The organism is Terribacillus saccharophilus (assembly GCF_000725365.1).
GTDB lineage: Bacteria > Bacillota > Bacilli > Bacillales > Amphibacillaceae > Terribacillus > Terribacillus saccharophilus.
In genome coordinates this window covers 2924966-2951320 of sequence record NZ_CP008876.1, presented here as the reverse complement: position 1 = coordinate 2951320, position 26355 = coordinate 2924966, and the positions used below count along the sequence as shown (strand labels likewise).

Annotated in this window: 25 protein-coding genes; 1 reads left to right on the top strand and 24 read right to left on the bottom strand. The window is 44.8% G+C overall.

Annotated elements, in window-relative coordinates:
* Positions 1-329: 329 nt before the first annotated feature.
* The 24 genes from GZ22_RS14715 to rsgA all read right to left on the bottom strand — a co-directional run bounded on the left by GZ22_RS14715 (position 330) and on the right by rsgA (position 24862).
* Positions 330-2513: a S8 family serine peptidase gene (locus tag GZ22_RS14715; protein ID WP_051748309.1), complete on the bottom strand. Its 2184-nt coding sequence runs from the start codon at positions 2511-2513 to the stop codon at positions 330-332.
* A gap of 65 nt (positions 2514-2578) precedes the next feature.
* Positions 2579-3739, bottom strand: coding sequence for a non-hydrolyzing UDP-N-acetylglucosamine 2-epimerase (wecB, locus tag GZ22_RS14710; RefSeq protein ID WP_038564064.1), 1161 nt, complete (start codon positions 3737-3739; stop codon positions 2579-2581).
* Positions 3726-4355 (bottom strand): uracil phosphoribosyltransferase, encoded by a 630-nt coding sequence (upp, locus tag GZ22_RS14705; RefSeq protein WP_038564063.1) that lies wholly within the window; start codon positions 4353-4355, stop codon positions 3726-3728. The genes wecB and upp overlap by 14 nt, the downstream gene beginning before the upstream one ends.
* A gap of 507 nt (positions 4356-4862) precedes the next feature.
* The gene (locus tag GZ22_RS14700) at positions 4863-6098 is read right to left on the bottom strand and encodes a serine hydroxymethyltransferase (protein WP_038564061.1); all 1236 of its coding nucleotides are present in this window, start codon (positions 6096-6098) and stop codon (positions 4863-4865) included.
* Positions 6099-6146: 48 nt separating this feature from the next.
* Positions 6147-6686 (bottom strand): TIGR01440 family protein, encoded by a 540-nt coding sequence (locus GZ22_RS14695; RefSeq protein WP_038564059.1) that lies wholly within the window; start codon positions 6684-6686, stop codon positions 6147-6149.
* Positions 6687-6701: 15 nt separating this feature from the next.
* Positions 6702-7142, bottom strand: coding sequence for a ribose 5-phosphate isomerase B (rpiB, locus tag GZ22_RS14690; protein WP_038564056.1), 441 nt, complete (start codon positions 7140-7142; stop codon positions 6702-6704).
* A complete protein-coding gene (locus GZ22_RS14685) occupies positions 7096-8478 on the bottom strand; it encodes a methyl-accepting chemotaxis protein (protein ID WP_038564054.1) in 1383 nt (460 codons plus the stop codon). Before GZ22_RS14685 ends, rpiB begins: the two co-directional genes overlap by 47 nt.
* A gap of 49 nt (positions 8479-8527) precedes the next feature.
* Positions 8528-9133: a low molecular weight protein arginine phosphatase gene (locus tag GZ22_RS14680; protein WP_038564051.1), complete on the bottom strand. Its 606-nt coding sequence runs from the start codon at positions 9131-9133 to the stop codon at positions 8528-8530.
* A gap of 250 nt (positions 9134-9383) precedes the next feature.
* Positions 9384-10400, bottom strand: coding sequence for an L-threonylcarbamoyladenylate synthase (locus GZ22_RS14675; protein ID WP_038566149.1), 1017 nt, complete (start codon positions 10398-10400; stop codon positions 9384-9386).
* 72 nt (positions 10401-10472) lie between these two features.
* Positions 10473-10841, bottom strand: coding sequence for a hypothetical protein (locus tag GZ22_RS14670; RefSeq protein WP_038564048.1), 369 nt, complete (start codon positions 10839-10841; stop codon positions 10473-10475).
* 63 nt (positions 10842-10904) lie between these two features.
* Positions 10905-11531 (bottom strand): stage II sporulation protein R, encoded by a 627-nt coding sequence (gene spoIIR, locus GZ22_RS14665; RefSeq protein ID WP_038564046.1) that lies wholly within the window; start codon positions 11529-11531, stop codon positions 10905-10907.
* Positions 11532-11647: 116 nt separating this feature from the next.
* Positions 11648-12532 carry a peptide chain release factor N(5)-glutamine methyltransferase gene (gene prmC, locus GZ22_RS14660; RefSeq protein ID WP_084160756.1) on the bottom strand — a complete coding sequence of 295 codons (885 nt, stop codon included), beginning with the start codon at positions 12530-12532 and terminating at the stop codon, positions 11648-11650.
* Entirely contained in the window at positions 12513-13583 is a 1071-nt protein-coding gene (gene prfA / locus GZ22_RS14655) for a peptide chain release factor 1 (RefSeq protein ID WP_038564044.1), read from the bottom strand. The genes prmC and prfA overlap by 20 nt, the downstream gene beginning before the upstream one ends.
* A gap of 45 nt (positions 13584-13628) precedes the next feature.
* Positions 13629-14654 carry an SDR family oxidoreductase gene (locus GZ22_RS14650; RefSeq protein WP_038564041.1) on the bottom strand — a complete coding sequence of 342 codons (1026 nt, stop codon included), beginning with the start codon at positions 14652-14654 and terminating at the stop codon, positions 13629-13631.
* A gap of 41 nt (positions 14655-14695) precedes the next feature.
* On the bottom strand, positions 14696-15265 hold the full coding sequence (locus GZ22_RS14645) for a thymidine kinase (RefSeq protein WP_038564038.1): 570 nt from the start codon (positions 15263-15265) through the stop codon (positions 14696-14698).
* Between the two features lie 186 nt (positions 15266-15451).
* Positions 15452-15697, bottom strand: a complete 246-nt coding sequence (locus GZ22_RS14640) for a type B 50S ribosomal protein L31 (protein ID WP_038564035.1) — start codon at positions 15695-15697, stop codon at positions 15452-15454.
* A gap of 133 nt (positions 15698-15830) precedes the next feature.
* Positions 15831-17117 (bottom strand): transcription termination factor Rho, encoded by a 1287-nt coding sequence (gene rho / locus GZ22_RS14635; RefSeq protein WP_038564034.1) that lies wholly within the window; start codon positions 17115-17117, stop codon positions 15831-15833.
* A gap of 421 nt (positions 17118-17538) precedes the next feature.
* Positions 17539-18825 carry a UDP-N-acetylglucosamine 1-carboxyvinyltransferase gene (locus GZ22_RS14630; protein ID WP_038564032.1) on the bottom strand — a complete coding sequence of 429 codons (1287 nt, stop codon included), beginning with the start codon at positions 18823-18825 and terminating at the stop codon, positions 17539-17541.
* Positions 18826-18887: 62 nt separating this feature from the next.
* On the bottom strand, positions 18888-19529 hold the full coding sequence (fsa, locus tag GZ22_RS14625) for a fructose-6-phosphate aldolase (RefSeq protein ID WP_038564031.1): 642 nt from the start codon (positions 19527-19529) through the stop codon (positions 18888-18890).
* A 319-nt stretch (positions 19530-19848) separates the two neighbouring features.
* A complete protein-coding gene (locus GZ22_RS14620; RefSeq protein WP_038564029.1) occupies positions 19849-20712 on the bottom strand; it encodes a class II fructose-bisphosphate aldolase in 864 nt (287 codons plus the stop codon).
* A gap of 122 nt (positions 20713-20834) precedes the next feature.
* Complete coding sequence (locus GZ22_RS14615) at positions 20835-21212, bottom strand: response regulator (protein WP_038564028.1); 378 nt, start codon at positions 21210-21212, stop codon at positions 20835-20837.
* 143 nt (positions 21213-21355) lie between these two features.
* Entirely contained in the window at positions 21356-22963 is a 1608-nt protein-coding gene (locus GZ22_RS14610) for a CTP synthase (RefSeq protein ID WP_038564026.1), read from the bottom strand.
* A 179-nt stretch (positions 22964-23142) separates the two neighbouring features.
* Positions 23143-23694 (bottom strand): DNA-directed RNA polymerase subunit delta, encoded by a 552-nt coding sequence (rpoE, locus tag GZ22_RS14605; protein WP_038564025.1) that lies wholly within the window; start codon positions 23692-23694, stop codon positions 23143-23145.
* A gap of 109 nt (positions 23695-23803) precedes the next feature.
* Positions 23804-24862: a ribosome small subunit-dependent GTPase A gene (gene rsgA / locus GZ22_RS14600; RefSeq protein WP_038564023.1), complete on the bottom strand. Its 1059-nt coding sequence runs from the start codon at positions 24860-24862 to the stop codon at positions 23804-23806.
* A 276-nt stretch (positions 24863-25138) separates the two neighbouring features.
* On the opposite strand from rsgA, the gene GZ22_RS14595 reads away from it, so the two are divergent.
* Positions 25139-26326 carry a phospholipase D-like domain-containing protein gene (locus GZ22_RS14595; RefSeq protein ID WP_038564022.1) on the top strand — a complete coding sequence of 396 codons (1188 nt, stop codon included), beginning with the start codon at positions 25139-25141 and terminating at the stop codon, positions 26324-26326.
* The last annotated feature ends 29 nt before the right edge of the window (positions 26327-26355 follow it).

Sequence of the window (26355 nt, the reverse complement as noted above, 5' to 3'; positions counted from 1 at the left end):
AAGTATTTCTTCCTGCGTTAATTGCGTTGGTTGCTGAAAGCTGTCGGTCGAAACGTTGCGCGCAAACTACGTCCCTTACCTGCCAGTTCAATTCCCACCACACGCAATTTATAGAATACAATAGGCCTATTCGCGGTGTCAATACAAGATTGTGAAATAAATTACAAAGTTAATAATTACCTTCCACGACAACGTTGGATGCGCTTCCACGAAAGCAATTAAGCAAAGGACTATCCGCTATTAAACGCATAGGCCTCCGCTTACTATTATAAAGGATAATCAGCTGTTCATATATGACAATTCTGTGACATATAATTCACTTGCTTGTACTATTTCACGAGCATCTGGTCTGACAAATAAAGCGGTAGCTCTGTGCTCACATACTTTCCATCATTCATACGCAGTTGAACCAGAGCGAGATAGACTCCTGGTTTGCCGGCTTCCCTCTTGCTCATGCTGCCCTCTAGCAACCCTGCATCCACTTGTTTTTTTGTCAGTAGCTGTCTCTTATAAATGAGTGTGTCAGGGTCATATAAGTCGATTCTAAGTTCAGCCGCACCTTCAGGCAGATAGATTTGATAGTGGTAGGCACCTTTTCTGTTAAGCGGCTTCCATTCCATTTCGAGTCCCATTGCCTTCGGATAATCTGCTTGCTTTAAAAGAAATAGGTAAGGAAGATGTACTTCTTGTTGACCAAACCGCGCCGATAGATAACCTTGGTGAACACCAGCTTCCTGAATATCAGGATTGACAGAGATACTGATATTTAACCGTTTCGTTTCATGCGGAGAAAGATCCACTGACATTGGCACCTTCCAGCGTATACCGCTCACTGCTTTTGGCTGATCAAATTGCAGCTGTTGCCGGACGTTACTTACATTGTGGACAGTAAGTACATATTCTGCATCTTGCTTTGTATCGATCTTACCAAATCGCAGCAGCGGATTTTCAATAATGACTGGTGTGGAGATTGCTTTGGAAGGCTGCATTTTACCCATACCTTGCTCAATTGGATCGTAGTGCTGACCGTTTGGCTTCTTGAGCAGCTGTGCCGTTGTCAGCAGCGCACCAATCTGTTGCTCATCAGTCCATTCTGGATGAGCTTCTTTAACAAGAGCCAGCGCTCCCGCTACATACGGTGCTGCCATACTCGTACCCTGAAGAGCCTGATAGCCGGATTGGGGCACGGTACTCCATACAGGTGCGCCAGGTGCCGATATCTCTGGTTTGATGGCCCAGTTCCTCGTGACAGGTCCTCTCGAACTGAATGCTGCCATCCTATTCTGAAGCTCGATTTGCTTTGCCGAAAGCTGTGCGGTCTGTTTATTTTTAAGCAGCCATAGCCCATCCTGCCTTGTCACGGCTGCAACAGGGATGGAAACTGGCTTTCCGCCATCCTGGATAGAGGCTTCCAGCGGCCCGCTCCCATCGTTGTAGATTAGGACAGCAACTGCATTCGCACGCTCTGCTATTCTGGCTTTCTCTGCAAATGGTATTTTCCCTCTTTTAAAAATGACAATCTTGCCTGTTGCATCCGGAAGCTGTCTTTCTCCTGTACCACCATCCATAATTGGCAATGATCGACGCTGCTTCCATTCAACGGCTCCTTGAAGCGGCAAAATTGGAATCAATTTTTTATAAAAACGCTCATATAATACTGCTGTTTTTTGCGGAGTTGTTACGGCACCGACTGACAATGCTTTCGTGGCAGTAGCAGGGGAACCGACTGTCCAGTTGGCAGGACCTTCATTACCGTTCGCTGTGACCACACTTACACCCATCTCCACTGCTTTATTAACTGCCAAGCTAGTCGGCCAATCTGGTCCGTTCACAGAGCTTCCTAAAGATAAATTGATAATATCCATCTTATCTTCAACCGCTTTTTCGATAGCAGCAATCACTTGAACGGATGTTCCTGTTCCGCCTGGTCCTAGTGCCCGATAACTATAGATTTCAGCATCCGGAGCTATACCTTTCATCTTTCCATTTGCTCCTATAATACCAGCAACATGCGTTCCGTGAATTGTCACTTCTCCTTCTTCTGGTGTTGTCTCCATCGGATCATCATCCCAATCAACAACATCAAAGCCACCTTTATAATTCTTTTTCAAATCAGGATGCGTGTAATCAATTCCAGTATCGATGACGCCTACTTTTACCCCTTTTCCAGTCACACCTGCTGCACTTGTACCGAGGAACTCCTGCGTCACAAATGGAACGTCTGATTTTCTTGTTTCTGCTTTATAGGTATGTACCTGATGGATATTCAGCAGGTGACTGTGCTCAGACAGTTTACCGAGCTGCGCGTCCGTTGCGCGCAGTGCCAGTCCTTGGAACAAGGTATCGAATTCTTCCACGATCTCAATGAAAGGATAGTGCATCTCTAAATACTCCCGATAGGCAGATACGTCGCCCTCCAGTTCTATAATAACCGTCCTTTGCTCGGCTGCTTGAACCGGCTGAAAACCGATGATGATAAACATGGATATGAATAATAAACTAAATCGCTTCACAGCCTCTCCCCCTTGTGCCATTAGGATGCACGAGTGAAGATTCCCTATACAAAAAACCAGCTGCCCTATTCGGGATCAGCTGGTTGGAAAGGTATAGGCGGCTGCGATTGTAAGCCGAAATAATATTGAAGATAATCAGCAATACGAATCGAAGCTTGTCCATCTCCATAAGGATTGGACGCTTGTGACATTTCTTCATGCGCTTGTTCATCACGAAGAAGTTTGTCTGCCATTTCAAAAATAGTTCTTTCATCTGTACCGGCAAGTTTCAGCGTACCGGCTTGAATTCCTTCTGGTCGTTCTGTCGTATCACGCAGGACAAGCACAGGTACTCCAAGCGACGGTGCCTCTTCCTGGACACCGCCGGAATCTGTGAGAATCAAGTATGCATGGGAAGCAAAGTTATGGAAATCAATTAGTCCTAGCGGTTCTATCAATTGAATTCGTTCATGGTCCCCGAGGATACGATTCGCTATGTCCCGCACGGCAGGATTCAAGTGCATTGGATAGACGATTAATGTATCTGGATGTGCATCTGCGATCCTTCTGATGGCAGTGAACATATGCTCCATGTTCTCACCAAGATTCTCTCGGCGATGAGCCGTGACCAGCACTAGCCGTCTGCCAGCAGCTTGTTCCAAGATAGGATGCTGATAGTTCGGGTCGACAGTAGTCTGTAATGCATCAATCGCTGAATTGCCAGTTACGGCAATCGTTTCTACATTCTTATTTTCATCAAGCAGATTCTGCCGAGCTTGGATAGTAGGTGAGAAATGAAGATCCGCTATAACTCCAGTCAGCTGTCGATTAAGTTCTTCCGGAAACGGTGAGTACTTGTTCCAAGTACGCAATCCAGCTTCTACATGCCCGACAGGGATCTGATTATAGTAAGCTGCCAGCGATGCTGCAAAGCTAGTTGTCGTATCTCCATGAACAAGCACGATATCTGGTTTTATTTCCTGATAAAGCTTGTCTAGCCCTTCCATCACCTTCGTAGTGATATGTGCCAGGCTTTGCCGTGCTTTCATGATATTCAAGTCATAATCAGGTTTGATATCAAATATCTTTAGTACTTGATCTAGCATCTCCCGCTGCTGTGCAGTCACCGCGACAATCGTTTCGAACTGCTCTGGCCGCTTTTTCAGTTCAAGCACAAGCGGCGCCATCTTGACTGCTTCAGGACGTGTCCCGAAGACAAGCATGACTCTTTTTTTACTTAGTGCCATACAAACGATCCCCAGCATCGCCAAGACCTGGTACGATATAGCCGTGATCATCAAGTTTTTCATCCATTGCTGCTAGATAAATATCTACATCAGGATGTTCTTTCTTGATCACTTCCACACCTTCAGGAGCAGCAATTAAGCACATTAGACGGATTTGTTTCGCTCCGCGCTTTTTCAAAGAGTGGATAGCATCATTGGCAGATCCACCTGTTGCAAGCATCGGATCGATAACAATCAATTCACGTTCTTCAATATCAGATGGGAGTTTGATATAGTACTCCACTGGCTGCATTGTTTCCGGATCACGGTACATTCCGATATGTCCGACACGTGCAGCAGGAATAAGGCGCAGGATACCTTCTGTCATGCCAAGGCCGGCACGCAAGATTGGTACAAGTCCAATTTTCTTCCCAGCAAGTACCTTCGTTTTCGCTTCTACGACAGGTGTCTGAATCGTTGTCTCTTCCATCGGCAGATCACGTGTGATCTCAAACGCCATAAGCGCCGCAACCTCATCCACCAACTCACGGAACTCCTTCGTACCTGTATTCTTATCACGTATGTACGTAAGCTTATGCTGAATTAACGGATGATCCAAAACAAAAACATTACCCATTTCCGAACACTCCCTCTAAAAATATTCAAATCTTTAATAGTATACAGAAGATATAGGCAAAAGAAAAGGGACAAAACCGAAAGTCGGAAAAGACCGGTTAGAAACGAAGCGATAAGCGAGAAAGCCCGGAGGAAGATGTCTTTCCTTTCGCAGGGATTTATCGCTTACAGCGCAGTTTCTGGTCTTTGGAGCTAGACACAACCACCGAAAGGCGTAAGTGACCGGTTAGAAACAAAGGTATAAGTAAGGGCGCCCGGAGCCGCTCCGGCCGAATACTCCGCTTTCCAGCGGGCGGCTGGTGAGCCTCCTCGTGCTTTGCACTCCGGGGTCTCACCTAGGCCTTCATCCCGTGGGAGTCTCCGTATTCAGCCTGCGCATCAAGTGTATTTCCTTATCTCTATTTAGACGAGGGTTAAGTGAATCGTAAGGCAGATTTCCTCCAACCACACTCCGATAAGATACAACTCATACAAAAAGACAGCCGCTTATGCGACTGTCTTTCTTCTTTTACTTATAAAGCGGGAAACGATCAGCCAACGCTTTTACGCGGCCTTTGACTTCTTCCAATTTCGCTGTATCATCATGATGCTTCAATGTTGTAGCGATGATAGCGGCAAGCTCGTCCATTTCCTCTAGCTTGAAGCCGCGAGTAGTGACTGCTGCTGTACCGATCCGCACACCACTTGTGATGAATGGACCTTCTTTATCAAATGGAATCGTGTTTTTATTTGTTGTCACACCGACTTCATCCAATGCATGCTCTGCATCTTTACCAGTAAGACCTAGCTTGCTTACATCAAGAAGAAGCAGGTGGTTATCAGTACCGCCAGAAACAAGACGGACACCTTCTTTTGTTAAACCCTCTGCAAGACGCTGTGCATTATCAACAATCTGCTGCGCATAAGCTTTGAAATCATTATCAAGGATTTCTTTGAAACTTACTGCTTTCGCTGCGATAACGTGCATCAACGGTCCGCCTTGCATAGCTGGGAAGACAGCTTTATCGATTTGCTTCGCGTACTTCTCTTTTGTCAGGATCATACCACCACGCGGTCCGCGCAATGTTTTATGCGTTGTTGTTGTCACAACATCTGCATAAGGAACTGGCGATTGATGTACACCAGTTGCAACAAGACCAGCGATATGTGCCATATCAACCATAAGATAAGCACCGACTTCATCAGCGATTTCGCGGAATTTCGCAAAATCGATTGCACGCGGATAAGCACTTGCTCCAGCTACGATTAGCTTCGGCTTTACTTCAAGTGCTTTTGCACGTACGACTTCGTAGTCAAGCTGCTCTGTTTCCTGATCCACACCATATTCCGTGAAGTTATACAGCTTACCGCTGAAGTTCACTGGACTGCCGTGGGTCAAGTGGCCGCCGTGACTGAGGTTCATCCCAAGAACCGTATCGCCTGGTTCCAAAAATGCGAAATAAACAGCCATGTTTGCTTGTGCACCGGAGTGCGGCTGTACATTGGCATGCTCTGCACCGAAGATTTCCTTCGCTCGGTTAATTGCGAGATTTTCTGCTACATCAACATATTCACAACCGCCATAGTATCTGCGGCCTGGATAGCCCTCCGCATATTTGTTTGTGAGTACGGAGCCTTGCGCTTCCATGACAGCCTGTGATACGAAGTTCTCAGATGCAATCAGCTCGATTTTGTCGTGCTGGCGCCCTCTTTCGTCTTCTATAGCCTGGAATAGTTCTGGATCATTCGCTTGAATATGTTTCATAGAAACATGCCTCCTCGTGTATTGTTGATGTATGTCGTAGCCGGTGTTTTAGTCAGGATACACAGCTCTCACGCCGCCGATCAGTTTAGGTCTTGTATAAGCAGTATTGATCCGAGCACCGCCGATATACCGCTGCTTGAGACGGAATGGTACTGCAACATGCTTCAGGTGCATTCCGATCATCGTCTCCCCGATATCAATTCCGGCATCTGCCCGGATATCTTCGACTAACACAGGATCCTCAAACTGCTCATAGGCGCAAGCAGCCATAGAACCGCCGGCTCTTGCAACAGGTTTCGCGGAAACTTCGGTTAAACCGTATTGCCGACTGATATGCTTCTCTACTACAATAGCACGATTTAAGTGTTCACAGCACTGAAATACGAGATTTATGCCAGTTTCTTTTTTCAGCCATTCCAGCTGCTGGTAAAGCAGTTCCGCAATTTCCATATTTCCTGCACTGCCGATCCGCTCACCAGCTACTTCACTTGTCGAACACCCGATCAAGAATAAGTCACCTTTATGCAAATGCCCACAGGAAGCAAGCTCCCTTACAACAGTATTGATATGATCTGCGATTGCTTTCATGTACAACCTCGCTTCTTACTTGTTTTCGTAGTCTGAAATTTTGTTCACGCGGTTCTGGTGACGTCCTGCTGTAAATTCAGTGCCCAGCCATGTTTGAACGATTTCACGAGCAAGACCTGGTCCAATTACACGTTCGCCCATCGCCAGCATGTTGCTATCATTATGTTCGCGAGTTGCTTTTGCACTGAACACATCGTGTACGAGTGCTGCTCGGATGCCTGGTACTTTATTTGCCGAAATACTCATACCAATACCAGTACCGCAAATAAGGATGCCGCGATCAAATTCGCCGTTTGCAACTCTTTCCGCTGCTGGAATTCCGTAATCCGGATAATCTACAGAACCCTCACAATCACAGCCTGTATCCACAAATTCAATATTCAGCTCCGTTAAAAGATCTGCAATTTCCTTACGAAGATTTACTCCACCGTGGTCTGATGTTAGAATTACTTTCATTTTCTTCATCCTCCTTGTTAAATTCCGCATGGTGCACGGATGCTTGTTTTGTAAATTGGAATTGTTTCATTTGGTCTCTGAGTCTACCTGCTTGTTCCTCAAGTGATGCTGATAATTGCTCCAAGTTATGCATGACAGATGCTTGCTCCTGAACAGAGGCACTCACTTCCTGCGCTCCGGCTGATGCTTGCTCAGCAAGCGTCGCCACACCCTTAGACTGATCTGTAACCGAAGCAATTTCCTCACGCTGCTGCAAGGTTAGCTTGCCTATTTCCTGAATCGACGCAACAACATGCGTGATGGCTGCTGTCATTTCTTCCATGACAACACTACTTTCGGAGCCTTTTTCTGCCTCACTCCGTGCCAGTGCCAATTGTTCGTCGATTTCCGTAACAACTTGTCCAATATTCAGCTGAATTTCTTTGATGTTGACAGAAATGTCCTGTGCTGCCTGTCTGCTCTCATCCGCCAGCTTCCGAACTTCCTCGGCCACTACTGCAAAGCCCCGCCCCTGTTCGCCAGCACGTGCTGCTTCGATGGAAGCATTGAGTGCAAGCAGATTTGTTTGTTCCGCTATATCACTGACAAAACGGATAATCTGTTCGATTTCTGAAGCGTTTTTCTCGAGCTGCTTCACATTGCCGATTGAATGCTCCTGTTTTTCTGCGATCATTTGAATTCCCTGTACCAGATCCATTACAACTGTCTGTGAACTGTGTAATTTTCCGACCATTCCATGAGATAGTTCCTGAGACTGATCCGCTTTGGTTCGGACATCCTCAGACAGTGCTGTTGCCTTGTCGAGTGACTGCACAATGCTGCCGACCGCACCTGATGTTGATTGGGCTCCTTCAGCCATCGTCTGCATAATCCCATCAATTTCAATGACTTTTTCAGATGCAGTCATTGTTTCCGACTGGATCTGTTTAGCATATTGATCATTTGCTTTCGCATTGGCATCAATATCTGAGATCATCGATTTCAAGTTATGCAGCATTTTCTGAAAGGCGCGAGTCAGTGCACCAATCTCATCATTATCATTTGAAGGAACAACTTCCCATTCTTCCTCCAAACTGCCGTCAGCAGCTTTTGTTGCAACCTTCTCCAGATCCTTTAAAGGCTTCGTGATAAAGCGGGCTGCAGAAAAAGCTAGTATCCCCGTCCATAACACACCAAGAAATAGTGTGAGAAGAACGAGCACTGGTGCAGCAACATCCCAATATTGCGTAACAAAAGGATGCACAATGTAAATGAACAATGCACTCACACTATAGGTGACTAATGCGAGTACTGTGGCAAAAATCGCCAGTTTGAGACGCAGACTAAAGCTTTTCATGACATAATCCACCATCCATGCTGATATTTTGGTATGAGAGTCTTTTTACCTACTTCTCATTGTGAATCTTTTCTGCCAATTTATCAACATAGAATTCCAATTCCTTCAGCGTCGATCGGTAAACCTCCACAGAACGTCCGAAAGGATCCATTATGTCTGCTGCAGGCATACTTGCCTCGAGCTTCTGAATGTGTGAGATTTCGTGCTGGTGAGCTTGCATGAATTCCATTTGGAATGTATTTGGATCTCCAGAAAAGCTGCTTGCGAACCGAACGCGTTTCGTTTCCAGATCAGCATAAGCTTCCTGAAGTAACTTCCAAGCAGCTGCTGCCTCCTGTGAAGCGTATTCTGGTAGTGTATACAGCTTTCCGGCAGCATGCGGATACTGTTCCAGCAATAATTGTTTATGCTGTTCTGTCATCGTCAGAATCAAATCTGCCCAATCCATACGTTCTCTCGTAACAGGTTTAGATTGGTGACCAAAAAGTACCCCAGCCTCCTCCATGACCGTTACTGCTTGATGAGAAGCCGGTGATCCGTCGTGAGCGAATATACCAGCGGACTGTACCTCCACCTGCGGTAGCCGTTTGCGCACAAGTGCTTCTGCCATCGGACTTCTGCACGTATTGCCAGTACAAACAATTAATAGTTTCATTCAATTATCTCCTTGCTTCTATAATGGTGCTACTTGTAGTATACAACAGGTGAGAGATTCTTACATCGTCAGGGAAATGCAACCTTTTTTGATGCTTACAAAAGGATATAAATATTTCCAGTACCCGTATAATCAGGATATGACCAACCGAATAGCGCAAATCATCTATCTGCCTAAACTCAGCAATATCTTAACACTTAACGTAACTGAAATAGAAAAAGGAACGTCACCGATCGACGTTCCCTTCTGCTTATATTATTCCTGTCGCAGCTTTTTCCAGCCGGTTCATAATGGCCGCACCGACTCCATGCTTCTCAAAGCTTTCACAAAGGATGACCGTTACATCTGATTTCTTGAAATGTCTGAGCGCATCATACAAATGCTCTGCCACTGTGGAGAGATCTCTTCTAGTGCCGCAGATTTGGATCCGTTCACTCTTCAGCATTTGCGCAAGCTCCTCTGTCGCAATAATACCAACCTTCTCACCTGCTTCAGTCAGCTTGTCCGCATGCTGCTGCATCTCTTTGTTTACCAAATACAGCGGCGCCTCTGGTGCATAATGAGTATATTTCATTCCTGGTGCCTTCGGTTTCTCTTTCTCCCCGCCAGCAAGTCCAGGATCCACCATCACTGTTCCGATGACGTCTTGGATTGCTTCAGCTGTCACACCACCTGGTCGCAGTATGACGGGCACTGCTTCCGTACAGTCAACCACAGTAGACTCCAGACCGATTCCAGTCGGACCACCATCCATTATTCCAGCAATTCGTCCATCCAAGTCATGAACCACATGCTCTGCTTTCGTCGGGCTAGGTCTGCCTGAAATATTCGCACTCGGTGCAGCGATTGGTAACCCTACCTCTTGCAAAAGACGTAATCCCACAGGATGACTTGGTATCCGGACACCGATTGAATTTAGTCCGGCACTGACATTAGGAGCAACCGCCCCTTTACTTTTCAAGATAAGCGTAATCGGTCCAGGACTGAATGCCTCTAGAAGTTTATAAGCAACGTCAGGGACCACTTCGACAAGTTCGTTCAGCTGGTCTTTGTCCGCTACATGGACGATAAGCGGATTATCGGACGGACGACCTTTTGCTTCAAATATTTTCCGGACGGCTTGTTCATTTGTTGCATCAGCGCCAAGACCATAAACTGTCTCGGTTGGAAAAGCTACAGCTTCTCCTTTTTTAAGAAGGACTGCTGCCTCTTCTATCGCTTCTTTATCGAAAGACTGCTGTAACACAGTCCAATGCTTCGTTTCCATCATGGATCAGATGCTCCTTTTGCTAAATATCACTAAGAGCTATGATACCACATGGACTGACAAACCCCAATGTCAGAGCGTCTTCTCCCACCAGCCTTGCTTCGCTTCGAATCCATATAAAGCCATGAGCTGATCTAGCGTTTCATGGTGGCTGATAAGTCGCAGGCTGCTTGCTTCACGCCTTCTCGCTTCGATGCTGGCAAGCTCCATACAAGTTAAGATGATCGTTCCGTTGGCTGGGGGCTTAACGTACATAGAATGTACGCGCAGAGACTGGTCATGCTGTTCCAAACAGAAAAAAGCTCGCCAGCCTTCTTCCGCCACTATGATATACCCTTCTTCATATAATTTCTGCTGCTCCATCTTCCACCTGGGCAGGCTATTGCTGAAAAATTCATCCAGCTCGGATAGCTCGCATGCTTGTGCAGGTATCAATTGCATAAAAAGTCCTCCCGTCTATTTCTAGTTACTAGATTATATGAACGGGAGGAATATAATATGATTCTAGCTGAGCCATTCTAATAGAAAGAACTTTACCTTAGGCTTTTCTTCTTCTAATGGCGCGTCCGCTACCACATCTACCGGTTCTGCATCTGCGTTCACTTCCGCCTCTGCTACACTTGTACCGCTGGAGAAATCGAGAAAGCAAAGCGGCGGAAAGAGCACACACCACCAGTTTTCGCCTTCACCTTCTCCAAGTGTGATTAAAACAGCCTCATACTGACCTGCCGGATAAAGATAGGATCCGTAAAGCTTTGCCGGAAAAGAAATCTCATCACTGTACTCTACATTGAACCCCTGGCTTTTTCCTTGCTCATTCAGCACACGTGCAACTGTCTTCTTTATTTCAGGAAGCTGTTCTTCAATAAGGTCCCGAGCCTCTTCAATATCCGTCATATTCTTCACCCAGCTATTAATCTGAGCATTCACTTCGTCTCGGATCAGACGCTTTAGCTGCTGGTCCGCATCGGAATTACTATTAGCCAGAATCCGGAGACGGATTGCTTCATCCGGAATTTCTTTCACTGCTTGAGAACTATTGCTCACCTGAGCCTCTGTGCCACTTCCCGGATATAAAATATATAAAAATAATAGAACGATTGCAGTTAGGGAAAAGAATAGCTTTTTCATATTTGGTACCTCATTTCTTGTGTGTAATGGTACCAGTATGAACATGCTCGAAAGAATTAAACCTATGAATCTAGTTTTTTTCAATAAAAAAAGAACTGCGCCTCAGCACAGTCCTTCTATTCTTGTATCCAAGCAAATACCATACGGTCTTTCCCATTGATATCCTGTCTAACTTCCACTTCTGCCGATGGGAACTTCTCCACTAATAAGTCGCGGACTGCCGTTCCTTGCTGCCAGCCGATTTCAAAGGCAGCAATGGCCGGAAAAGCGAGTACATCTGATAATCCGCTGATGATTTCCTTATAAGCCGCAAGTCCGTTATCGTCAGCGAACAGAGCAAGACTTGGATCAAAATTTTTCACCGTGTCGGTCATGTTCTCTTTATCCGCCTCATCGATATACGGCGGATTGGAAACAAGCACATTCACCCGTTTTTCGAGCTGACGAAGCGGTTCCAGGTAACTGCCTTGCTTTAAGTGGATAGATGCACCTAATGTGCGGCTATTGCTTTTGGCGATAAGCAAAGCCCGCTCGGATATATCCGTTGCGATCACTTCAGCTACAGGAAAAGCAAGCTTCAGAGATGTGGCAATTATGCCACTGCCTGTACCGATATCTGCAATCGTTAAATCCTGTCCAGCAAGCTGCTGTTGAATTAATTTTTCTACACCAAGTACAAGCTCTTCTGTTTCTGGTCTCGGAATAAGGACATCACGATTCACATAAAAACGTCTGCCAAGGAATTCTTCTTCTCCTGTCAAATGCTGGAGTGGAATGCCTGTTTCTACATGCTCCTCCACATCTTTTCGGAATGCAGCATAAAGCACAGGATCCATAGATTCCCTCATATTCATCAGAAGCTCTGTCTTATTCATGCCAAGATGAAACAGAAGCAAAAGCTCCGCTACTCTTTCTTCACGCTGATGCGTTTGCAGAAATGCGATAGCCTCCTGCAGCGCTTGGCTGATAGTCGGTTGCTGCTTATTCTCCGATTTGCTCAAGTCTCTTCGCCTGCTCTTCCATAATCAATGCATCAACCACTTCATGAAGCTTTCCTTCCAGAATCTGATCCAGCTTCTGAATTGTAAGTCCGATTCGGTGATCTGTTACGCGGTTTTGCGGAAAATTGTACGTTCTAATACGCTCAGAACGGTCCCCTGAACCAACGGCTGATTTACGTGCATCATCGTATTCAGCTTGCGCTTCTTGCTGGAACTTATCATAAATACGAGCACGCAAGATTTTCATCGCTTTCTCTTTGTTCTTGATCTGGGATTTCTCATCCTGCATGGACACAACGATTCCAGTCGGCATATGTGTCAGGCGGACCGCAGACATCGTCGTATTTACACTCTGTCCCCCTGGACCGCTGGATGTGAATGTATCCACTCGGATATCTTTGTCTTGAATGTCTACTTCCACTTCTTCTGCTTCCGGCATAACCACTACAGTTGCTGTTGACGTATGGATACGTCCGCCAGATTCTGTTTCAGGAACACGCTGCACGCGGTGAGCACCATTTTCGTACTTTAGATTGGAATAAGCATTAGCACCATTGATCATGAAGATGATCTCTTTGTAGCCGCCAACTCCAGTCGAATTCGCTTCCATCAATTCCGTCTTCCAGCCTTGCGCTTCCGCATATCTGCTGTACATACGATACAGATCACCTGCAAACAGTGCTGCTTCATCTCCGCCAGCTGCTCCGCGGATCTCCATGATAACGTTTTTATCATCATTCGGATCCTTCGGAAGCATTAGAATACGCATCTGCTCTTCCAATTCTGGAAGTCGTGGCGACAATTCTGAAATTTCCGCTTTGGCCATTTCGATAATTTCCGGATCTTTTTCCTCAGCAAGCATCGTTTTGGCATCATCCACTTGTGCGCTGATATTCTTGTATTCGCGATAAGCTTGTACTACATCTGTCAATCCTGCTTGTTCTTTGGAAAACTCACGTAATTTATTTGTATCACTGATCACATCTGGATCACTTAATAATTCATTCAGTTTCTCATAACGGTCTTCTAGTGCTTGTAAACGATCTAGCATAGCGACACCTCTTTCCTTGCTTTATTATAGCTTCTGCCGACAAACCTAGCAATTCATGCTAAGTCTCTGGCGAATCTGTTCTGCTGCGTTTTTCTGAGCTTCTATAACCATGTCACAAAACTGATCGAATTCCGGGTCTGGCCGCTGCCAATCCGGATGACGTTCCATATTCTCAATCGCTTCTCTGACACCTTGGTCAAAGCGCTTTGTCGCTGCAAATGAAGGCACAAGCCGTTTTATTTTACTGTTATCAAAGACAGCACATTCTGCCTTATCTCCAAGCAGTGACCCTTTCAAATCAGGCCTGCACATCACGAGGAAATCTGTTGACACATGCACTTTTTCTACACGCTTTCCTAAAGCATCTCCGATTATGTCATAGATGCTGTTCCACGTCAGGACTTCATCAGAAGTGATATGCACTGTCTCTCCGATTGCTGCTGGATTTCCCATCAAACCAACAAATCCTTTGGCAAAATCCGTATTGTGAGTCAGAGTCCAAAGCGAGGTCCCATCTCCATGAACAAGAACAGGCTTTCCTTGCTTGATTCTCTCTACAATTTGCCAGCTGCCACCTGCGCCATAGAACGCCACAGGAATCTTTTTATTGCCATATGTATGGCTTGGACGGACAATTGTTATAGGCAATCCTGTATCTCGATACGCTCTTTGCAGTACTTCTTCTGCTTCGATCTTATCCTGGGAATATTCCCAGTAGGGGTTCACGAGCGGCGTACTCTCCGTTGTCTTATAGTGACGAGGTGGTTTTTGGTATGCAGAAGCGGAGCTGACAAAGATGAATTGTTTTGTCTTATCTGCAAATAAACGAACATCACGTTCAATATCTGATGCTGAAAAAGAAATGAAATCTGCTACAACATCAAACTGCATATCTTGGAGTTTCGCTGCAACTGCTGCTTCATCTGTAATATCGGCTATGATACTTTGACAGCCTTCTGGTACAGGTTTCGAGCCGCGATTAAGCAAAAACAGCTCCCATCCTTGTTGTAAAGCCAATTCAGTTACGCTTGAGCTAATAGTTCCGGTACCTCCGATAAATAACGCTTTCATTTCTGCCAGTCCCTTCTTTCATTTGGGTAGTTTTAGTTCATTTAAAGGGGCGGATTGGTGTGGCATTTGCGGCATACAGGATAATAGGAGTCATTGCCGCCAATCTGGATCTGATCTCCTGTATACACTGGCTTGCCATCGTCGACCCGCAGGTTCATTGTTGCTTTGCGTGCACAGAACCAGCAGATTGTTTTCATCTCTTCGATTTTATCCGCATAAATAAGCATATAACGGCTTCCTTCGAACAATTCATTTTGGAAGTCATTCTTCAATCCGAAGCCCATGACAGGAATGTCAAATGCATCAACAATTGCTGCCAGCTGGAGTACATGTTCTTTACTTAAGAATTGTACTTCATCAATTAACACACAATGCGGTGTTGGTTCATGAGATTTAACGATTTCCATAATATCTGTTTCTTCGAATATCGGAATGGCTTTTCTTCGAAGTCCAATTCTGCTGGAAACGTAGCCGACTTCATCTCTTGTATCTATGCCGGAAGTGAAGATAAGAACCGATTTGTTTTGTTCCTCGTAATTATTGGCCACTTTCAGTATTTCAATCGACTTTCCGCTGTTCATTGCGCCATATTTGAAAAATAATTGTGCCATGTCATTTCTCCTTATCAAATAAAAAAGATAGTGCCACGTTACACTATCTTTATCCATACTATATCTATCCCACTTATGTATATCTGGATAATCAGTGTACATGTAATGGTAAGCTTTAAAAGGGGTTAGAAGCAGAAAAAACAGGCAAAGGGTGTTTGCCTGTTTTCTTCTTCATATCTTAAGCTATTAGCTCAAGTTGTATTTCTTCTTGAAACGATCTACGCGGCCGCCAGCTTTGTCAGCTTTTTGCTTACCAGTGTAGAACGGGTGAGAAGCTGAGCTGATTTCCACACGAATCAAAGGGTAAGTGTTGCCATCTTCCCATTCGATTGTTTCGTCAGAACTCTGAGTAGAACCAGTCAAGAATTTGTAATCAGAACTAGTATCTAGAAATACAACTTTGTTATATTTCGGATGGATTTGTTCTTTCATGCGTTAGCACTCCTTTTTGCCCTGAATCCCTTGGAAACAGAGTTTATTGTGAGAGACCGATAACTGTCGTGAAAGCTCACATAACGTGATTATAACAGTCTGTCTAGCCCATTGCAAGAGGAAATCCATGTAATCAGACGCGCTTATTCGTGCCTTTTCGTTTCATGTCCTCTTCCATATTCACGAGGAATTCCTCGTTGTTTTTAGATGCTTTCAAACGGCGCAGGAAGCGCTCGGCAAAGTCATGTGAATCCTGCATCGTCTTGCGGATCGCCCACATTTTATCCAATTGACCTTTCGGGACAAGCAATTCTTCTTTTCTTGTACCAGAACGGACCATATCGATTGCTGGGAAGATACGTCTTTCCGCAAGAGAACGATCCAAATGAAGCTCCATATTACCTGTTCCTTTGAACTCTTCGTAGATAACATCGTCCATACGGGAGCCTGTATCAACAAGAGCAGTAGCAAGGATTGTGAAGCTGCCGCCTTCTTCGATATTACGAGCTGCACCAAAGAATCGTTTCGGACGGTGGAAAGCCGCTGGATCGATACCACCGGAAAGTGTACGTCCGCTTGGCGGAATAACTAGGTTATAAGCTCTTGCAAGGCGTGTGATGCTGTCCATGAGCACGATAACGTCCTTTTTATGCTCAACCAAACGCATCGCGCGCTCCAGTACTAGCTCGGAAACCTTGATATGGTTTTCTGGCACTTCATCGAAAGTCGAGCTGACAACATCAACATCCGGGTGAACGGAACGTTCGATATCTGTCACTTCCTCCGGGCGTTCATCTACTAGCAAGATAATCAGCTTGGCGTCTGGATGATTCGTTGTGATGCTGTTAGCAATTTGTTTCAGCAGCATCGTTTTCCCTGCTTTTGGAGGGGCTACGATCAAACCACGCTGTCCAAACCCAACCGGCGTCATCAAATCGATGATGCGTGTAGACAATTTGCGAGTCTCGGTTTCCAATTTCATCTGCTTATCAGGATACAAAGCCGTCAGTGCAGGAAAATGTACGCGCTCTTTCGCTACTTCCGGATCTTCATTGTTTACTGCATCCACATGCAGAAGTCCGTAATAACGTTCGTTTTCTTTCGGCGGGCGAACCTTACCGGAAACTTTATCTCCATTCCGCAAATCAAAGCGTCTGATTTGCGATGCGCTGATATAGATATCTTCTGCACTCGGAGCATAATTAATTGGCCGGAGGAATCCGAAGCCTTCAGATGGAATGATTTCCAGGATACCGTCCATGAAAAGGAAACCATCCTTTTCAGCCTGGGCTTTCAGAATAGCAAAGATTAATTCGCGTTTCGTCAATTTCGCATAATAAGATACGCGGTATTCGCGTGCCATTGCGTACAATTCTTTTAATGTTAATGTTTCTAAATGAGAAATAGATAGTTCAGCCACAAAATCACCACACCTATTGTATTTAAGGACTCGTCCTTATCTGTTTGGCTGTTTATTGTCATTTCCTTCATTGGTGCATCAATACTGGTGGAATCTAATTCAAGCTATTGGTCGTCATTCTTGACCGAAGAGGTTGCAAGGGATTCTTTTTGACCATGCATAGCACTTGGAAGAAAAGGAAGGATGGTAGTGTATAACTAGAATAGAAGATTATAACTATCATTTTTTACCACAATACAGTTTTTTTAAACTTGCTGCGTTTTTTAGCATAACTAATCATACATTTTCGTACTTGAATATTCAACTGTATTTTTAAAGTGTAACGAAGGAATTTTTATATATAAAAAGACTGGCTTCCGCCAGTCTCTTCATCATGAAGGTTTGATGACAAAATTCGATTTCTTTTGCGGGCTGCAGCCGCTCAAGAGTTCTGAAACTGCTCGACTTCCTGCTCGCTCATTTCTTCTCGCCAAATATTGGCACCAAGTGCGACCAGTTTCTCTGTGATACGCTCATAGCCGCGATCAATATGCTCAACGCCGGTGATTTCTGTAACACCATCCGCCATTAATGCAGCAATGATAAGTGCTGCCCCTGCTCGAAGATCGCTTGCTTTTACCTTAGCTCCTTCAAGTTTGACGGCACCAGTAACGATAGAAGCTCCTCCCTCTACCTTTACTTGAGCGTTCATCCGGCGCAGTTCATCAATATGCTTGAAACGAGCCTGATAGATGGTGTCGGTAATAACTCCAGTGCCATGCGCTTTGGTTAAGAGTGCCGTAAAAGGCTGCTGCAAATCGGTCGGGAAGCCCGGATAAACCAGTGTCTTCACATCCACACTATTCAGTCTCACTCCTGGTCTTACTGTCAGCTGCTCCTCGCCTTCCACGATTTCTACGCCCATCTCCCGCAGCTTCGCCAGTAAGGACTCCAAATGCTGTGGTATGACATTGTCGATAATTACTTCTTCCCCTTGTGAAGCAGCCAGGATTGTATACGTACCAGCTTCGATTCGATCAGGAATGATTGTATGACGACACCCATGAAGATAATCAACCCCTTCGATGCGAATCACATCGGTACCAGCACCTTTGATCTTTGCGCCCATACTCGTCAAAAGCGTGGCTACATCAATAATCTCTGGTTCCTTGGCTGCATTCTCAATTACTGTCTTTCCTTCTGCTCGCACTGCGGCAAGCATAATATTAATCGTCGCCCCAACACTTGGAACGTCCAAATAAATTCTCGCTCCGCGCAGTTTATCCGCTCGTAAATAGATGGCACCTTGCTCATTCGTCACCTTTGCTCCTAACGCTTCGAAGCCCTTGATATGCTGATCAATAGGTCGAGGGCCAAGATAACAGCCGCCAGGTAAGCCGATGACCGCCTGCTTGAATCTTCCGAGCATCGCACCCATAAAATAATAGGAAGCCCGGAGTTTCTTCACTTTTCCGTTCGGAAGAGGCATGGACGTCATTGCGGAAGGATCAATCGTAATTGTTTGATCTGTTTTAGATACTTTGCCGCCAATTTCTTCAAGCAAATCACTTAGCGTCTCAACATCTGATATCTCAGGCAACCCTTCTATTGAAACGGAAGATTCAGCCAGTATCGCAGCTGGCAGCAATGCTACTGCACTGTTTTTCGCTCCGCTAATCTTCACTTTTCCTTTAAGAAGGTTTCCGCCCTCTACTAGTATTTTCTGCATAAGGAACTCCTCACATTTAGGATAACAGCAACGTTAGTTTCCTCTATTTTACCATAATTATACTATATACGACTGTTCCAGTCTGCAAGAAATCGTTGAATTCCAGCATCTGTCAATGGATGCTCCACAAGTTTCCGCAGGACATCAAAAGGAACGGTCGCGATATGCGCTCCCTGCTGAGCAGCTTCTGTAATATGAAGCGGATGCCGGATGGAAGCAGCGATGATTTTCGTCTGGATCTTGTGTCGATCGAAAATCTCCGCAATCTTACCAATAAGGTCCATTCCACTATGTCCTATATCATCTAGTCTTCCGATAAATGGCGAGACATATGTAGCCCCGGCACGCGCCGCAAGCAATGCTTGGTTCACGTTAAATATAAGTGTTACATTAGTCTTGATATTTAATTCCGATAAAACCTTAACCGCCTTCAGCCCTTCCAGAGTCATAGGAACCTTCACGGTAATATTTGATTCAATCTTAGCAAGCTCCTTGCCTTCTTCCACCATTTCGTCAGCTTGATCGGAAACAACCTCCGCACTGACAGATCCAGATACCTCTTCAGCTATCTCCCGGAGCCTGTCATGAAACGATGCGCCCTCCTTGGCCACCAATGACGGATTCGTTGTCACTCCAGACAGCACACCCAGTGCATTGGCTAGCTTGATTTCTTCTAAGTTCACAGTATCCACAAAGAACTTCATTTGTTCCACTCCTTAAGTAATTCCGAAGTAGTTTATGCAGGACTCCCTTATATGGCAAAGGATTGAATGAGTTTACGGTAAATTTCTTCGGTTTCTTTTTTGTAAGCAGGAGATACATTCTCCTATAAGTGAAGTAACGTCACTATACAGGTTAAGTTACCGATTTTCTCATTCCTAAACCTTATGGCTTTCTAGATCGTCGCGCTGCAGTGCTGGAGGTTATTGTTTTTTTGTATTGTATTGATTTCCGCTTTTCTTAATAAAAAAAAAGAAAACTAACCATAATGGTCAGTTTTCTCTTTTGTTTTATTGCTTTTACTTACGCTTTGCCTGAAGAGCCGAATTCGCGCATTTTGCCGATTACTGTTTCTTTAATCGCATCGCGAGCTGGTCCTAGGTATTTACGTGGATCGTATTCATTTGGTTTTTCTGCCAATACTTCGCGAACGCGTTTAGCAGAAGAAATTTGGTTTTCTGTGTTCACGTTGATTTTAGAAGTACCAAGCGTGATTGCTTTTTGGATATCTTTTGTCGGGATACCAGTACCGCCGTGCAATACCAATGGAAGACTAGTTGTGTTGAAAATCTCTTCCATACGGTCGAATCCAAGGTTTGGTTCGCCTTTGTAAGGGCCGTGTACGGAACCAAGCGCTGGTGCGAAGCAGTCAACGCCAGTTTCTTCCACTAGCTGTTTACATTCAGAAGGAATCGCGTACGCTGCGTCTGCATCGTCTACGATAAGGTCGTCTTCTTGTCCACCGATGCGGCCAAGTTCTGCTTCAACAGATACGCCGTGGAAGTGTGCAAGTTCTACTACCTTCTTCGTAAGTGCAATGTTTTCTTCCAAAGGATGGTGGGAACCATCGATCATTACGGAAGTGAAACCAGCATGGATCGCTTTTGCACATGTTTCGAAACTAGAACCATGGTCAAGGTGAATTGCTACTGGGACAGTGATGTTATAGTCTTCCAAAAGACCTTTAACCATCAATACAACTGTCTTGAAGCCACCCATATATTTCGCTGCCCCTTCGGATACACCAAGGATGACAGGAGAGCTTTCTTCCTGTGCTGCTTGCAGGATTGCTTGTGTGAATTCAAGGTTGTTGATATTAAACTGTCCTACAGCATAGTGATTGTCTTTTGCTACATCTAGCATTTCTTTCATTGATACTAAAGGCATAACAAAAATCCTCCTTCAAATTTGCACGACGGTCGGCAACTATCTATGTGAAGTCGTGTATTTATCGCTTCCATACATAAGAATACCAACTCACCCGTCATGGTGCAACATTTCCCGCACTTTTATACTTGATTCGACCCTTGTTTTACTGCTTGATTCACCATTTTTCGCACATTAAGTATGTCAAAAGGCTTAGCAAGCACACAAATTAGAAAGTCATAATTATCCAGGAAAGTTTCTGCTTCCTCCGCCAATCCGCTCATCATGATTGTAGGGATAGACAGTCCCTGTTCCTTCAATCTATCCAGCACCGCTGGTCCATCGAGCACCGGCAGCTTATAATCGATTAGCAGCAAATCCGGCTTCTGTCTTTTTATCTGATCAAGAGCTTTTGCTCCTGTGCCGACGGAAATCACTGTATGTCCTTCTTCCCGGATGACTTCCTCCAGCAAAATCCTGATACCTGGCTGGTCATCCACGATCAACACGTGCTTACTCATCCGCTTATCCCCCTAGAAAACGAAGCAAGCACAAGCTTGCTTCGACATAATGTTCACTGCTGTGACCCAATTACACCTTTTTCTAGTAAAAAGCTCCAAATTCCTGCTTCTCCACTCAAAATAATTGTATTTAGATGTGTCAATCAGCTTTCTTTATGCTGTAAAGATGCACCTATGAAGCCATGGAACAAGGCATGTGGACGGTTTGGACGGCTCTTGAACTCCGGATGATATTGAGAAGCTACGAACCAAGGATGATCCTTGATTTCGACAGTTTCAATCAGACGACCATCTGGGCTTGTACCAGAGAATACAAGACCTTTTTCTTCCATTTGAACACGGTATTGGTTATTGAACTCGAAGCGGTGGCGGTGACGCTCATAGATAACATCTTCATTGCCATATGCTTCTTTTGTTTTCGTACCATCCTGCAGACGGCAAGGATATACGCCTAAACGCAATGTACCGCCAAGATCGGAAATATCCTTTTGTTCTGGCAGCAAGTCAATAACTGGATGCGGAGTAAGTGGATCAATCTCACTTGAATGTGCACCTTCAAGATGCAGAACATTACGTGCGAACTCGACAGTTGCCAACTGCATACCTAGGCAAATACCAAGGAATGGGATTTTTCTTGTACGAGCATAGTGGATTGCTTCAATCTTACCTTGGATACCGCGATCACCGAATCCTCCTGGTACAAGAATACCATCTGCATTGCCGAGCAATTCTCCTGCATTATCAGCTGTTACATCTTCCGAGTTGATCCATTTCACTTCGATATCTGTATCATAAGGATAGCCTGCGTGCTTCAATGATTCCACAACAGAAATGTACGCATCCTGCAGCTCCACATATTTACCTACCAAAGCAATTCGAACAGTTTTCTTAAGGTTTGTCACATGTGCTGCCATTGCAGACCATTCTGTCATATCAGCTGCCGGGCACTCCAATTTGAAATGATCGCAAACAAACTGATCCAGGTTTTGGCGCTGCAATGCTAGCGGTACATCGTAAAGTGTATCGGCATCAATACATTCAACAACTGCATTGACTTCCAAATCGCAAGATGATGCGATTTTTTCTTTCATATCTTGACTGATAGGCATTTCAGAACGAAGAACGATTGCATCTGGCTGGATACCAAGTGAGCGAAGTTCTTTTACGCTATGCTGTGTAGGTTTTGTTTTCAATTCCCCAGCTGCCTTGATGAAAGGTACAAGTGTACAATGCAAATACATTACATTGTCCCGGCCGATATCGGATTTAATTTGACGGATTGCTTCCAAGAACGGCAAGGATTCAATATCCCCTACAGTTCCGCCAATTTCTGTGATGACAACATCTGCATTCGTTTGTTTCCCAGCGCGGAATACTTTGTCTTTGATTTCATTAGTGATATGCGGGATAACTTGAACAGTACCGCCAAGATAATCGCCGCGGCGTTCTTTTTTCAATACAGTAGAATAAATCTTACCTGTTGTTACGTTGGAATATTTATTCAAATCAATATCGATGAAACGCTCATAGTGACCAAGATCCAAATCCGTTTCAGCTCCATCTTCTGTAACGAAGACTTCTCCGTGCTGATATGGACTCATTGTTCCTGGGTCCACATTGATATATGGATCAAATTTCTGAATAGTCACCTGCAAGCCTCTATTTTTCAACAAACGGCCAAGTGATGCCGCTGTAATTCCTTTCCCTAGAGAAGATACAACTCCTCCTGTAACAAAGATATACTTTGTCAACGTAATCCCTCATTTCTAGCATTTATTTATAGAATACCCATGTCCTTAAAAAAGTTTAGGAAAAAATAAAAAGCGCTCCCTTTGTTAAGGGAACGCGTCTTCGGACAATTAAAGAGCCCACATAAAATATTACTGATTCTACAGTGTAAAGTCAATAACATTAAGCGATTATTATTCGCTTAGCGGTCTTCCTCTTCGTCGTCGTCTTCTTCACCAGTGATGTGCATATCTTCTCCAACGATTTCACGAGTTTCTTCGTCTGTGTCGTCGCTCTGATAATCACCTTCGTAATCATCTTCCGCTACATCATCGTCAGCTAGATCGTCGTCATCTTCCTCTTCGTCGCCGTAATCTGCGTCAAAGCCTTCTTCGTCTAGTGTGAAGTCTTCTTCAAGATCGTCCATATCCTCATCTTCATCCGCTACACGTTTCTTCCTTTTCTTCGTAGGTTCAACTGTAACGTCTTCGTCGAATTGATCCACTGTATACCAGCTTTTCAATCCCCAAAGATTGGATCCTGCTGTCATAAAACGGCCATCTACGTTCAAGTCCGTATAGAACTGCAGCAAGTATTCATCACGCTGATCGGAGCTCATTTTTTTGATGTCAGCTACTTTATTGAATAAATCTTTATAATCGGTTGCTTTGTTTTCTTCCTCAAGAATCAAGTTCGTCAATTCCACGAGGGAAAAGTCAGCAAGCTCTTCTTTGCTGTATTCTTTCAAACCCACTGTCACAGCACTCCCTTTGTCAATAAGTTGGTTATGTTCACGTCTACCGTTTTAGAACCATACCTTACATTATATTGCCAGGCCTATCAAAATGCAATATTTCTTCAGATCAGCGGCGTTTTTTAACTTGTTTGACTTGTTTTGACAGCTGTTTGAACTGTTTTCTCTGTTCCAGCTGTGCTTTGGTGGATGTCTTACTATCAAGATACTGAAGCTCCCGCTGCAGCTTAAAATAGCTGCGAAGCCGTTCTTCCTCCAGCTCACCATTCTCTACAGCCTCCTGCACACGGCATCCAGGTTCATTATTATGGGTGCAGTCACGGAAACGGCATGTTTCTCCCAGTTGTTCAATATCAGTAAAAGCTGCTGACACACCAGTATGCTGCTGATCCCATAGCTGCAGTTCGCGCATACCAGGGGTATCGATAATCATACCGCCGCCTGGCAGCTGTACAAGCTCACGATGCGTTGTCGTGTGTTTGCCTTTGCCATCATCTTCACGGATTCCTCCTGCCAGCTGTACATCTTTTCCGTACAGCATGTTGACGAGGGTGGACTTGCCCGCGCCTGAAGAACCTAAGAAGGCCGCAGTTATACCGGGGGCGAGCTGCCTGCTGATAGCGTCAACCCCTCTTCTGTCAACCGCACTCGTAACATGGAGGGTCACACCTGGAGCTATTGCTTCGACTTCACTATATTTCTCCTCCAAGTTATCACACAGGTCCCCTTTGCTTAAAATGATGACCGGTGATGCCCCACTGTCATAAGCTGCCAATAAATAGCGTTCCAGTCTGCGAAGATTATAATCCTGATTTAACGCCATAACCAAATACACATAATCAACATTCACTGCGACGATTTGTTCCTTTGTCACCGCTCCTGCCTCTTTACGAGAAAACTTACTTTTTCGCGGCAATAAAGCGTGTATTGTCGCTTTGCCTTCTTCATGCCGCGCATCTACCAGTACCCAATCTCCGACTGCTGGATAATCTCCAGTTTGCCGAAACTTCCCTGACGGTGTCGCAAGCATCTCTCCTCTGTCATCAAGCACTCTGTACATATGTTTATGCTCCAGCACAATACGAGCTGGTGTCCAAGCCTTATCATATGCTTGCTTTGCTGTTTCCAATTGGTCATTCCATCCTAATAAATTCAATGCTTCGTTCATGTTTTCCTCCTAGTGGTAGCTTTTTTAGCCATAATAAAAAGGACTGTTTGCACAGCCCTTCCACTAGAATTTAAAATAGCAGAAATAATCTGCTACTCCAGACGAGCAGAAGGGATGTGCGTAGTGACGGACGGCTTTTTAATCATTGTATATGTCAACATAATCATCATCCCTTTCTGCGTCCGGTTTTACCGTTCGCTCTGATTTGTTTTTATGATACATGATATTGGCTATATTTGTAAAGCCTATTATTACTTCGGGAAAGGAGGTCAGTGTATGTATGTCTTCTTCTTCCTGCTGGCTCTCCTGTTCCTCATAATAGTGCTCGTATGGGTGGACTTGTCGCTTGGCAGGAGGTATAGCAAAAGAAATGCAGTCAATCGGCTGATCGGTCATAAGCATGCCTTTGTTTCCATGTTCGATGATGGAGTCAACTTCTATGACGCGTTGATCCGTGACATAAAAACTGCACAGATGTCAGTTGATATCCAGTTCTTCCTTGTAAAATGGGACGAACCTACACAGCAGTTGACAGAATTACTGCAAAAGCGAGCACAGGAAGGAATCAAAATCCGCTTCCTACTCGACAGAATCGGCGGCTACCGCTTACCACGAAAAGAACGAAAGCGTCTGCGACAATCGGGTGTGATGCTGCGATTTGCTAATATTCCACGCTTTCCTTATTTCCTGTACAACCTGAACTATCGTAACCACAGAAAAGTGACCATCATTGATCAGCGAAGTGCCTATGTCGGAGGATTCAATATCGGAAAAGAGTATTTAAGCAAAGAACCTCGTTTTGGTTTTTGGCGAGATTGTGTCGTCAAATTAGAAGGCGAGGCAGTATACACATTTGTACAGTTATTTGCCTCCGATTGGGGTGTTCCATTTCACGTATTACCCAAACAATCTCCTGCACTTGATGGTGCACAGATCGAAGTTGTTATTACAGCGTCAGATGGATACGAAGATTGGTTGCTGCACCAAATACATCATGCGAAGGAATATCTTTATATCGGCACACCTTACTGCGTACCGACCAGACGTGTGGAAGCTGCCCTCAAACGAGCTGCTGAAAGAGGTGTGGATGTCAGGCTCATGCTTCCGTCCAAAGTAGATCATTATGTTGTCAATCAAGTGTCTTTCCACTTTGCCCGTCGTCTGCTGCAGCATGGCGTACGAATTAACTTGTATCAAAATGGCTTTTATCACGCAAAAATTCTTCTGTGCGACGGATTATGGTGTGCTGTCGGTTCTGCTAATCTTGATGGACGGAGTTTGCTAATTAATAAGGAGCTTACTGTGACTATCAGAGAGAACGACCTCTTTTATGCCCAGCTTCTCGCTCTTTGGAAAAAAGATGAACAATCAAGCATTGTAGCTTCAGTTAAGACTATACAAAAACGCCCATGGATTGCTAAGGCGACCGGTATCATCTTTAGACCATTGCGGAATTACCTATAAAAAAAGCCCGCCAGCACTGCTGCTGACGG